This window comes from Vibrio sp. 99-70-13A1 (genome assembly GCF_013114625.1).
In the GTDB taxonomy this organism is placed as follows: domain Bacteria; phylum Pseudomonadota; class Gammaproteobacteria; order Enterobacterales; family Vibrionaceae; genus Vibrio.
The window spans coordinates 138,242-149,725 of record NZ_VTXD01000014.1; the positions used below are offsets into that span (position 1 = coordinate 138,242).

Below are 11,484 nucleotides of genomic sequence, written 5' to 3' on the forward strand. Positions count from 1 at the left end.
TTTCTATTACGTTTAAAGTCTTAACGCAAAACGAAAAAAGCAGGCATTACGCCTGCTTTTTTTGTTTTATGTATGTACATACCTTGATATCAGGTTGTTAACTCTAATCGGATAAGCACTTCTTCAGTAATATCTTCAGCTTCACCATACCCAACAAATGCTGTGACTTCCTTTTCAAGTTTACGAGCTTGATGCATGCTGACTTTAGCTAACTCTTCTAAGTCCGTCTGAAATAGGCTACTTAACGGGTTAAAAATTGGTGCTGTCGATACTCGAAGCACATATATTTCACCCATTTGCTGTGCTTTCTTGATGAACAGAATACGTTCTTTAACCGAGGTAAAATCTTTAGTTAGCTTAGAGTGAACAGATTGAATCTTACCTGCAAACTTTATAGCGGCGATGTACACGTCATGGTGCTGTGGTTCGGCACCTTCAATCTTTCTTAGAGGCTCTGCCAATAATGAGTTTGAATGCCCTTTAAAGATTGGCTCTAAAGAGAAGTGCTGCTCGTGCCCAAGCTTCGCTAATAACATTAAGTGATTCGGCAATGGGAAGTTGACGCCTATGACTTTAGTTCTCAATGTGGAGCTTGGTTTATCAATGAAGATCGGATTGCTGACAATTTTGCTTAAAAGAATATTGTGTAAAGATTCCAGTAAAGCGTTAGTTGGAAGCAGTTCCTTTTTCTTTATTAGCTTATCTTGGTTTTGTTCAATTAAACCGTTTAAGAAGCCAATGGTACGTACTGTTTTACTGTTTTCTTCAATAACCAGCTGTACATTTTTTCCATTGGGGCTCACTCGAATGACGCGATAGGGCACTGAGCTTAAAGGTAGCTTTTTGTCATAAAGTTGAAGTTCGCTGAAATTGACGGAAATTAAATCGTCAAACTTCAAGACTAGAGGTTGATCCAGCGTCAAACTTAAGCCGCGCTTTGAAAGGTCAACGGTAGAACCATTTGCTGCCGCATCACTAGGGCTGGTAATTTGCAGTGGCGATTTGAATTGATATCGAGGTTCTTTACGACGTGACTGGGAGTCAAAGTAAATACTTTGAATATTTCCTATCACTTTTCGAGGGTGACGGAAACGATTCAGCTCACTACTAGCAATTCTTGGTTTTTCAGAAAGTAGGTAATCCTGAGCACTCTCTTCATCGCCAATTTCTTGCAAAATTCCACAGTGCGTTAATTCATCAGAGCTTTGATCTAAGTTATCAGAGTGAGAGGCTAATGCTTGTCGCTCTTCTTTCGATAACTCGAATACAGAAAATTTGAAAGCTTTCCAACTCTTTCGCTTAGCTCCTACATGCCAAAATAATTGTCTTTGCTCTCTTGAGGCTTCAGGAAGCATCATTGAATAAAATAATGTTTTATCTTGGTGAACATGAGTAAAAGAATAAATAACAGTGCTCGTGCCTTTAACACCAGGCTTAGCTAGCTGTTTCATTCTTTGTTCGTTAAACAAAGTACCGAGAGCATGCTGGTTACGTTCATCATGCCAATACTGCCATAGTGGGTGGTTGTTATCGGTTAGTAAGGCGAGCTTGAGTTCATCTTCTTTAAAAAAGAGTGGCAAATTACAAGTGTGCTTTAAAAAAGTATGTTCAAAGCCACGAGAGCGAGCTCGTATTATTTTGTCTTGGTTCTCATGCTGTGTTTTTTTACTTGCGCTATGTAAAGCCTCATCAATCAATTGGCTCATGATATTAGTATCTGTGAGGCGAATAGTTCTGAGATACTTAACAGCATTGTTTTCGTAAGAGTCGTCAATGCCTAAGACTCTAAATTCAACAGCGTCGCTCACATCAGTTAATGACGATTTTTCTGTCAATTCAGTAAATGAAACGGCAATCACTTCACCTAGGTTATATTTGAATGCACTCGGAACTTTGAACTTAGCCCCAGACGGAGAAATATCGACTGTAACGGCTTGTAACACTTGCCCCTTAGAAGCTTTTACTTCTACTTGAGAGTGCAGTCTTAGGCGGTTTTCTTTGCGTTTAAGATCGTAACCTAGGTTGATAGGTTCAGCTTCGTAAGGGCTACTGGCACTGGTGAGTTCTTTGGTTTCAGCTGGTGGCTTATTGACATTATTTGTTCGGAAGGTGTTTCGAGAGTTGATTAAATGCTCCCATACACCTTCAGTATAACCTTTGAATTTTATTGTGCCTTTTTGATACGCGTTAAATGCAATATCATCTAACCAGTGTTTGCGACCATCTAACACATATTGATGGCACTCTGTATCAACTCGACCTCGTAAATCAATGCTCTTAGTACACGGAGCCATGATACGATTCAATTCCATCTTAACGAGTAATTTGAGCGACGGGGATTCCCCTTCTGTCATTTGCGAAAGAAGGTAATCAAAGTCACTGGCATGGTAAGCGGAGATAAGCCGCTCAGCTAAAGATAGAATTTCAGATTGCTGCATACTTTTATTGTTAAAATGGTCTGGGCATTTATGTTATCGACTAGTTACCTTCGATCTTTAAGTATAAGTAAGCTTACTGCAACTTTTATTTTCATGCGTACGGTCAACTGAGTCACAGAGTTTTAAATTTTAGGTTACTTAGTACAACTTTAATTATGTTGTATAACAATTGAGGTCATATGGCTAAAGCGAAACGAGCATATGTATGTAACGACTGTGGCGCAGACTTTCCGCGTTGGCAAGGTCAGTGCAATGCATGTGGGGCATGGAACACAATAACGGAAGTCAGGTTAGCTGCATCGCCACAAGTTGCGAGAAATGAAAGACTATCTGGTTATGCAGGTGGAGCGACGGAATCAGCGGTTCAGACTCTTTCTGAAATTAACCTTCAAGAAGTCCCACGCTTTAGTAGTGGCTTTAAAGAGCTCGATCGTGTGCTTGGTGGTGGTGTTGTTCCGGGTGCGGCAATTTTGATTGGTGGTAACCCTGGTGCCGGTAAGTCGACGCTGCTGTTACAAACAATGTGTTTGTTGTCTTCGCAGATACCTACCTTATATGTCACGGGTGAAGAATCATTACAGCAAGTCGCCATGCGAGCTTCTCGGTTGGGGTTGCCTAAAGATCACTTGAAGATGCTGTCAGAGACCAATGTCGACAAAATTTGCCAAGTCGCAGAAAAAGAACAACCTAAAATAATGGTAATCGATTCGATCCAAGTTATGCATGTGGCGGATGTGCAATCCTCACCGGGTAGTGTGGCTCAAGTTCGAGAATCTGCGACTGCTTTAACGCGTTATGCCAAGCAAAATAATGTTGCGGTATTTTTAGTGGGTCACGTAACTAAAGACGGAACGTTAGCTGGTCCTAAAGTTCTGGAACATATTATTGACTGTTCGGTTTTGCTAGATGGTGGAACGGATAGCCGGTTTAGAACACTTCGAAGTCATAAAAACCGTTTTGGCGCTGTGAATGAGCTAGGTGTTTTTGCCATGACGGAACAAGGTCTAAAAGAGGTCAGTAACCCTTCAGCAATATTCTTGTCTCGTGGTGAAGAGGAAACGTCGGGCAGCTCTGTGATGGTAGTGTGGGAGGGGACTCGCCCTTTACTTGTCGAAATTCAAGCTTTAGTAGATTATTCACAGTTGGCTAACCCGCGTCGTGTAGCGGTTGGTCTTGAACAGAATCGATTATCACTCCTGCTGGCTGTGTTACATAAGCATGGTGGCTTGCAGATGGCTGACCAAGATGTATTTGTTAATGTAGTTGGTGGCGTTAAAGTAACCGAAACAAGTGCTGACCTAGCATTAGTCATGGCGCTCTTATCGAGCTTTAGAGACCGCGCACTACCTAAAGATGTAGTGGTATTTGGTGAAGTTGGTTTGGCCGGTGAAATTCGCCCCGTACCAAGTGGACAAGAACGTTTAAATGAAGCCTTTAAACATGGGTTTACTAAGGCGATTGTACCTGCGGCAAATATGCCCAAAGGTGGGATTCCTGGAATGCAAATTCATGGAGTTAAAAAGCTATCTGAAGCAATTAATGCCTTTGATGAGTTGTAATCAATTTTACTTCAGCTAATCTATAGGTCAGTAATCAGCTTAGGGTTATTAAATAACATTTAATGATTCTAACCTTTTAATAAACAATCGCTTAGATTGTTTTAATTGAGTCACCTTTTCAGTTTGTTCTGAAAAGGTGAAGTTTTTCAATCTCAAATGCATGCAAAGCTATCAGTCTTCACAGATTGTGATATACTCTGCGCGCATTTTATATCCTATTAACAGAGTAAGACAATGGCAGATTTATCGAAATACAGAAACATTGGTATTTTCGCGCACGTTGATGCGGGTAAAACTACTACCACTGAGCGTATCCTTAAGCTAACTGGTCAAATCCACAAGACTGGTGAAGTACATGATGGCGAATCAACGACTGACTTCATGGAACAGGAAGCTGAGCGCGGAATTACTATCCAATCAGCAGCTGTAAGCTGTTTCTGGAACGGTCACCGTCTAAACGTTATCGATACTCCTGGACACGTTGACTTCACAGTTGAAGTATACCGTTCTCTTAAAGTACTTGATGGCGGTATCGGTGTATTCTGTGGTTCTGGCGGCGTTGAGCCTCAGTCAGAAACTAACTGGCGTTACGCTAACGAATCAGAAGTATCTCGTCTGATCTTCGTTAACAAACTAGACCGTATGGGTGCAGATTTCTTTAACGTTGTTGACCAAGTTAAAAACGTTCTAGGTGCAAACCCACTAGTTATGGTTCTACCAATTGGCCGCGAAGATGAATTCGTAGGTGTTGTAGACCTTCTAAGCCGCAAAGCATACGTTTGGGATGACACTGGTCTTCCTGAAAACTTCGAACTTCTTGATGTTCCTGCGGACATGGTTGACGAAGTTGAACAGTACCGTGAAGAGCTAATCGAAACTGCTGTAGAGCAAGACGATGACCTAATGGAAGCTTACATGGAAGGTGAAGAGCCTTCTATTGAAGACATCAAGCGTTGTATCCGTAAAGGTACTCGTGACCTAGCGTTCTTCCCAACTTACTGTGGTTCTGCATTCAAGAACAAGGGTGTTCAAATCATTCTTGACGCTGTTGTAGATTACCTACCTTCTCCAACTGAAGTTGATCCTCAACCTCTAATGGACGAAGCTGGCGAAGAAACTGGTAACCACGCTATCGTTTCTACGGAAGAAACTTTCAAAGCGCTTGCATTCAAAATCATGGATGACCGTTTTGGTGCTCTAACTTTCGTTCGTATTTACTCTGGTAAATTGAACAAAGGTGACACGATTCTTAACTCATTCACAGGTAAAACTGAGCGTGTTGGCCGTATGGTTGAGATGCAAGCTGATGACCGTAACGAACTAACTAGCGCACAAGCTGGTGACATCATTGCGATCGTTGGTATGAAGAACGTGCAAACTGGTCACACTCTATGTGATCCAAAAGATCAAGTAACGCTTGAGCCAATGGTTTTCCCAACTCCAGTAATCTCTATCGCTGTATCTCCAAAAGATAAAGGCGGTTCTGAGAAAATGGGTATCGCGATCGGTAAAATGGTTGCAGAAGATCCATCTTTCCAAGTTGAGACTGACGAAGAAACTGGCGAAACTATCCTGAAAGGTATGGGTGAACTTCACCTAGACATCAAGGTAGATATCCTTAAGCGTACATACGGCGTTGACCTAACTGTAGGTGCTCCTCAAGTTGCTTACCGTGAAACTATCACTCAAGCAATTGAAGATAGCTACACGCACAAGAAGCAATCTGGTGGTTCTGGTCAATTCGGTAAGATCGATTACCGTATCAAACCAGGCGAAGCTGGTTCTGGTTTCTCATTCAAGTCAGTTGTTGTGGGCGGTAACGTTCCTAAAGAATTCTGGCCTGCAGTTGAGAAAGGCTTTGCTGGCATGATGGATAACGGCGTACTAGCTGGCTTCCCTACGCTAGACGTTGAAGTTGAGCTTTACGATGGTGGTTTCCACGCAGTCGATTCATCTGCTATCGCATTTGAAATCGCAGCGAAAGGTGCATTCCGTCAATCTATGCCTAAAGCTGGCGCGCAACTTCTTGAGCCTATCATGAACGTTGACGTGTTCACTCCAGACGATCACGTTGGTGATGTTATCGGTGACCTTAACCGTCGTCGTGGCATGATCAAAGATCAACAAGCTGGTGTTACTGGTGTTCGTATTAAAGCTGACGTACCTCTTTCTGAGATGTTCGGCTACATCGGTCACCTACGTACTATCACTTCTGGTCGTGGCCAATTCTCTATGGAATTCGCACAATACTCACCATGTCCAACTAACGTTGCTGACGAAGTGATTGCAAAAGTTAAAGCAGAAAAAGAAGCTAAGTAATTAGCCCTTATCTGAAATAACTTAAAAAGCCCCGCTAGTTTAACTAGCGGGGCTTTTGTTTATTAGTAACACTGTATTTAGCTGTTTAGCTGTTTAGCTGTTTAGCTGTTTAGCTGTTTAGCTGTTTAGCTGTTTAGCTGTTTAGCTGTTTAGCTGTTTAGCGAAAGCTAGCTTTGCTTTAATTGCACGTAGATACTTTCTACTTTAGTACGTGCCCAGTCTGTTTTTCTTAAAAACTTCAAACTAGATTTAACGCTTGGATCTTTCTTGAAACAGTTTATGTTGACCATATAGCTTAATTCTTCCCAGCCATAATGCTCCACGAGCTCTGTTAATAGTTTCTCTAAAGTGATGCCATGCAGTGGGTTGTTCGCTTGTGCCATTATTCTATCTCATCTGTAATTTTCAGCGCATTATAGCAGCTAGTTTACTTCTCTTGTTCCCATTTTAAAGTGTAGTCGGAGTCTATAACCTCTAAGTCATGAATATCCTGCTCTTGAAATATCCTCACTTGCTCACTAATCCACATTTGAAAATCTTGAACTTTCTTACGCTTAAAGTAGCCTTTTGGCGCACATAAAAAATACTTATATCTAGGCCTTATCGCTTTATTTCCAATTCGAACCAGTTTTCCTTCTTCAATGTAGCGCCGAGCTAAGCTGTGTTTGACTAGTGCGACTCCTTGAACGGACAAAGCCCCTTCTAGCACGAAATGAGACCCGTCATACTTGATGCTGGATTGCTTACCTACCTTGCTGAAGGCTGTTAGCCAGTGTTCCCAGTCCATATCTGGCCATGAATCTTCAATCAGCTCTGCCCTTGAGAGGTCGTCAATATCATAGATTTGGTGCTTTTCTTGATAAATAGGGTGGCAGACAGGGTAGATGATCTCTTCCATTAATAGGATTGATTCTAAATTAGCGTATTTTCCTTGTCCGTAACGGATACATAAATCGACAGAAGAGTCTTCAAAAGTGACTAGCCTGTTTGTTGGTTCTATCAGCAAAGATAAGCTAGGAAACGTTTCTCGGAATTGGTTGACCCTTGGTACTAGCCAGTTTTGTGCAAAAGAGGGCAAAGTTGAAATAGATAATCGATTAGGATCGGGGTCTTGATTGATTTGTCTGACACCATCTTGAATATGAGCAAAGCCTTTTTTAGCTTGTGTAAACAAAATCTGCCCCTCAGAAGTGAGCACAACCTTACGGTGCTGTCTAATAAATAAGGGAGTACCAAGAAACTCTTCAAGTAAACGGACTTGTTGGCTGATAGCAGCTGAAGTAACAAATAAGCTTTCGGCTGCGAGTTTAAAACTTCCAAATTGAGCTGCCTTGTAGAAGTAGTACAAGCCTTGTAGCGGGGGCATTTTATCTTTCACATTAGAATACCTTAACTGTATGTCGATATTAATCGTTTGTTAGAAATACGAACTTGTTCGATTATTAATCACGTAAAGAGAATCGACAAGAGGTATTTGGATTATGGATATTACAACGAAAAGAAATAATGATTTATTGCAGCTTTCATTTACTACTTTGGTTAAGAAATTCTATTCTTACTTTTTAAAATGGAGGCAAAATTCGAAAACGCGTAAAGATCTTTCAGAACTACCAGATTACTTGCTAGAAGATATAGGAGTATCAAAGGTTGAAGCGAACAAAGAGTCTTCTAGACCTTTTTGGGATTAACGATGTTGAAGGGATCAATCTTTGGATGCATATTAAAAAAGGGAGCATTGTGCTCCCTTTTGTTTCTCTATAATGAATAGTCTAAGTCTAAGTCTAAGTCTAAGTCTAAGTCTAAGTCTAAGTCTGATTCAAATGATATGTTTGCTCTTAACTCTACTCTTCCCAAACAACCAATTTATCACTCGGCCAGTTGTGCCCAATTTCATGGTATTTTTGCTCAAGAATATGTCGTTTAATTTTCAATGTAGGAGTAAGAACACCGTTCTCAATACTCCATGGGTCTTTTATCATTAAGACGCCTCTAATTTTTTCATGAGAGGCTAATTGCGCATTCATTTTTTCGATTACGCGTTTAGTGGTTCTCTCATAGCGGTCTTGATCAAAATTCGGAAAGTCATGAGGGACGACGAGTAAAATTGGACCAGGAAGACCTAGGCCGATTAAACACATCATTTCAACACGGCTGTATTCAAACAGCTTATTCTCTATCGGAACGGGAGCAACAAATTTACCTTTAGCGGTTTTAAAGGTATCTTTTTTACGACCTCTAATGGTTAAGTAGCCTTCGGAATCAAGCGAGCCAATATCGCCCGTATGAAGCCACCCTTCAGAGTTAAAGGCTTCTTGTGTCGCAATATCATTCTTATAATAGCCAGAGAATAACCCCTCACCTCGAACTAAAATTTCATCATCTTCAGGTGCAATTTTTAACTCTATTCCTGGCCCTGCATTACCTACAGACCCAATCTTGTCAGCTCTGAATGGGTAGTTAAGCGTGCTGTACGCGAATGATTCTGTCATTCCCCACGCTTCAGTAATGTGTAAACCAACGCTTTCATACCACTCAAGTAAAGCTGGTGGTACAGCCGCTGAGCCACAGCCTAAAACACGAGCTTGATCTAACCCTAAACCGTCAGCGAGCTTTTTCTTAATGATTCCGTTTACAAAAGGGATCTTCAATAAGAAATTGAGCTTCTTCTGTGGGAGTTTATCTTGGATTCTTTGTTGGAATAGCGTCCATAAACGCGGCACTGAGATGAACAGTGTTGGCCTTTGCATTTTCACATCATCGATAAAAGTATCTAGCGACTCTGGAAAGGCTGTTTGTACCCCACCAACAATGGATGAACCAAAGATGTAAACACGCTCTGTTATATGAGCAAGTGGAAGGTATGAGAAGAGTCGATCGTTTTTCTCTATACCAATATGGTCAATTAACCTTTGTACAGACCAACAGAATGCACCATAGGTGAGCATTGCGCCTTTAGGTAAACCAGAGGTGCCCGAGGTATATACGAGCGACATCAGTTTATCGTCGTAATGTTCAGGGCGTTTCTCTGTGGGACTGTTTTGACTGATGAGGTCATCAAATGTGTAAGTACATTGAGCTGCCGTATCATAAGGTAATGAAATGCTGATTAAGCTCGGGTTGTCATCTAAAACTTTTTGAGTAGCGGCTGGGTCATCTAACTTACCAGTGATAACGATTTTGCTTTCGCTATGTGTAATACAGTATTCAATGGTGTCAGCGCCAGCTGTAGGGAAAATAGGTACACTGACAAAGTCCCCTAGCATCATGGCTAAGTCGCAAATAAACCATTCAGCACAGTTCTTGGAAACTAAAGCGACTCTATCACCAGGTTTAGCACCTAAGTTTTCAAGTGCGCTGGCTAACCTAAGTGCTTTGTCGGCAACTTCTTGATAGGTAAATTCAACGAATTGTCGATTAATAATTTGTCTTAAGTAAACCTCATTAGGGCGTTCCTCTGCCCATTTTAAGATCATTTCATTTGGTGGCGGGAGAGCGCAGGTTGGTTTGCTTAACTCGTTAGGTTGGATCATTCTCTAACTCCGTGTTATTGGCAATCTAGCTTATTATTTTTATGTTAGCTTATTGATTTATGATAGCTTGTTTTTCATGTTAAATACTTGTTAACTTTATCATGCCTTTTCACAGAGTTAAAACATAAGCAGTGTAAGTGTGATTTGAGCAGTTAATGATCTAGTGGATGTGCCGAAACGCGCAAGGCGTCATACCGGTTTTCTTTTTAAAGATTCGAGAAAAGTATGACACGTCACTGTAGCCGCACTGATAAGCAATAAAAGCGACTTTAGAGGAGCGATCAGTCAGTAGCATAGACTTTGCTTGATTAATCCTTTTGTTGCATAGGTAATCTCGGAAGCTAATCCCAATCGCTTTATGGAACACTTTAGAAAAGTAGGTGACAGAATAGTGGCACTTCTCTGCTAAATCTTCTTCACGAATGGTGTCGGAAAGGTTATTTTCAATGTATCTCAATGTATTAATCAGCTCTTTATTCACGTTCTTTTTAAGAATAAGTGGCTCTAACTGTTTATTTTCCAAGTATTCGTGATTACTTGAGAAACTTAATCTCACTTTTGATGCTAATTCATCTAGCCATAAATCAATTCCTTTCATATTTACATTATAACTGTCGTAAATACAGTTGTTGAGTGGTGTTCTTCTTTCTGTGTCACTTTTATTGATGATTATTAAGTTCTTAGCCAGATTATTGCTGATCACTAAAGCTGATTCTAAAAGGTCATTATTATTATTGAAGTCGTAACAGAAAAAGCAAAAACTAACATTACTGTCACTTAGGATTGAGATATCTTTTCCATGCTCGATAATATCGAATCTATTTGATATCTCAGATGATATTTCTATCATTAAGCTATTTAGAGGGGCGCCAATCCAGTGACCGATATGTGTCGCTTCCATAAAATACGCTCGTATCTAATAAACTTTAAGGTGACATCCTTGTGTATATATAGATTAGATGAGTAGCAAGAAAGTGCAAGAAGAAGACAAAAAAGTCCTAACTACTCTTGAAACTTGTACCTAAGTTTAAGAGGCACTTAGGCATAAGTTGCATTTGGAAGGAGACCAAATTATGAATAACTTTATTAACAATTGTAAAGCATTTATGAAAGACGAAGAGGGGCTAACAGTAGTTGAATACGTAGTTGGTGCAGGGCTATTGGTTGCTGGACTTACAGGTATTTTTGGTACATTCAGTACAACATTAAGCGATGAGTTAGGTACGGTGTTTTCGTCAAGTGGCTCATAGCCATTGTAATATAGCGAATGTTTAGAGCTTGTTTAATGATAAGCAAGCTCAACATTTATGAGGTTAGTATTATGTTCCATCAATTAAAAACCATCAGAGATTTTATCAATGATGAATCAGGGCTAACAGTAGTTGAATATGTTGTAGGGGCTGGATTGATTGTTATTGGTTTCGCTGGGTTGTTTATTGTATTTAGAGATATTTTAACAGCTAACTTTGCCACTTTATTTTAAATTGTGGGTTAAATATGGACATTATTATCTGGGGACTGTTTTTTATTATTGCTGTATTTGATGCTAGGGATAATAGAATACCAAATAAGTTGCTTATATTAATAATTACAGTAGTTACTCTAGATAGTCTTTTATTTATTAATACAGTATCCATA

10 protein-coding genes are annotated in these 11,484 nt (G+C 40.3%); 5 read left to right on the plus strand and 5 right to left on the minus strand.

From position 1 onward, the window contains the following. Positions 1–89: 89 nt before the first annotated feature. Positions 90–2,438, minus strand: a complete 2,349-nt coding sequence (locus F0226_RS11200; RefSeq protein ID WP_171735718.1) for a PilZ domain-containing protein — start codon at positions 2,436–2,438, stop codon at positions 90–92. A gap of 179 nt (positions 2,439–2,617) precedes the next feature. On the opposite strand from F0226_RS11200, the gene radA reads away from it, so the two are divergent. Next, positions 2,618–3,997, plus strand: a complete 1,380-nt coding sequence (gene radA / locus F0226_RS11205) for a DNA repair protein RadA (RefSeq protein WP_137373467.1) — start codon at positions 2,618–2,620, stop codon at positions 3,995–3,997. Positions 3,998–4,231: 234 nt separating this feature from the next. Then, positions 4,232–6,316 (plus strand): elongation factor G, encoded by a 2,085-nt coding sequence (gene fusA, locus F0226_RS11210; RefSeq protein ID WP_171735719.1) that lies wholly within the window; start codon positions 4,232–4,234, stop codon positions 6,314–6,316. Positions 6,317–6,483: 167 nt separating this feature from the next. Here fusA and F0226_RS11215 read toward each other — a convergent pair whose 3' ends face one another. Together F0226_RS11215 and F0226_RS11220 are read right to left on the minus strand one after the other, a co-directional pair. Then, on the minus strand, positions 6,484–6,699 hold the full coding sequence (locus F0226_RS11215; RefSeq protein WP_171735720.1) for a VF530 family protein: 216 nt from the start codon (positions 6,697–6,699) through the stop codon (positions 6,484–6,486). 44 nt (positions 6,700–6,743) lie between these two features. Then, positions 6,744–7,694 (minus strand): LysR substrate-binding domain-containing protein, encoded by a 951-nt coding sequence (locus tag F0226_RS11220; RefSeq protein ID WP_171735721.1) that lies wholly within the window; start codon positions 7,692–7,694, stop codon positions 6,744–6,746. Between the two features lie 103 nt (positions 7,695–7,797). Between F0226_RS11220 and F0226_RS11225 the strand changes: the two genes are divergently transcribed. Beyond that, positions 7,798–8,004: a DUF1127 domain-containing protein gene (locus F0226_RS11225; RefSeq protein ID WP_171735722.1), complete on the plus strand. Its 207-nt coding sequence runs from the start codon at positions 7,798–7,800 to the stop codon at positions 8,002–8,004. Between the two features lie 153 nt (positions 8,005–8,157). On the opposite strand, the gene F0226_RS11230 is transcribed toward F0226_RS11225, so the two are convergent. Then, positions 8,158–9,846, minus strand: coding sequence for an AMP-binding protein (locus F0226_RS11230; protein ID WP_171735723.1), 1,689 nt, complete (start codon positions 9,844–9,846; stop codon positions 8,158–8,160). Positions 9,847–10,006: 160 nt separating this feature from the next. Further along, positions 10,007–10,747 (minus strand): AraC family transcriptional regulator, encoded by a 741-nt coding sequence (locus tag F0226_RS11235; protein ID WP_171735724.1) that lies wholly within the window; start codon positions 10,745–10,747, stop codon positions 10,007–10,009. A 172-nt stretch (positions 10,748–10,919) separates the two neighbouring features. Here F0226_RS11235 and F0226_RS11240 point away from each other — a divergent pair, with 172 nt between their 5' ends. Together F0226_RS11240 and F0226_RS11245 are read left to right on the plus strand one after the other, a co-directional pair. Then, positions 10,920–11,096, plus strand: coding sequence for a Flp family type IVb pilin (locus F0226_RS11240; RefSeq protein ID WP_171735725.1), 177 nt, complete (start codon positions 10,920–10,922; stop codon positions 11,094–11,096). Positions 11,097–11,167: 71 nt separating this feature from the next. Then, positions 11,168–11,329: a hypothetical protein gene (locus F0226_RS11245; protein WP_171735726.1), complete on the plus strand. Its 162-nt coding sequence runs from the start codon at positions 11,168–11,170 to the stop codon at positions 11,327–11,329. Positions 11,330–11,484: the final 155 nt, after the last annotated feature.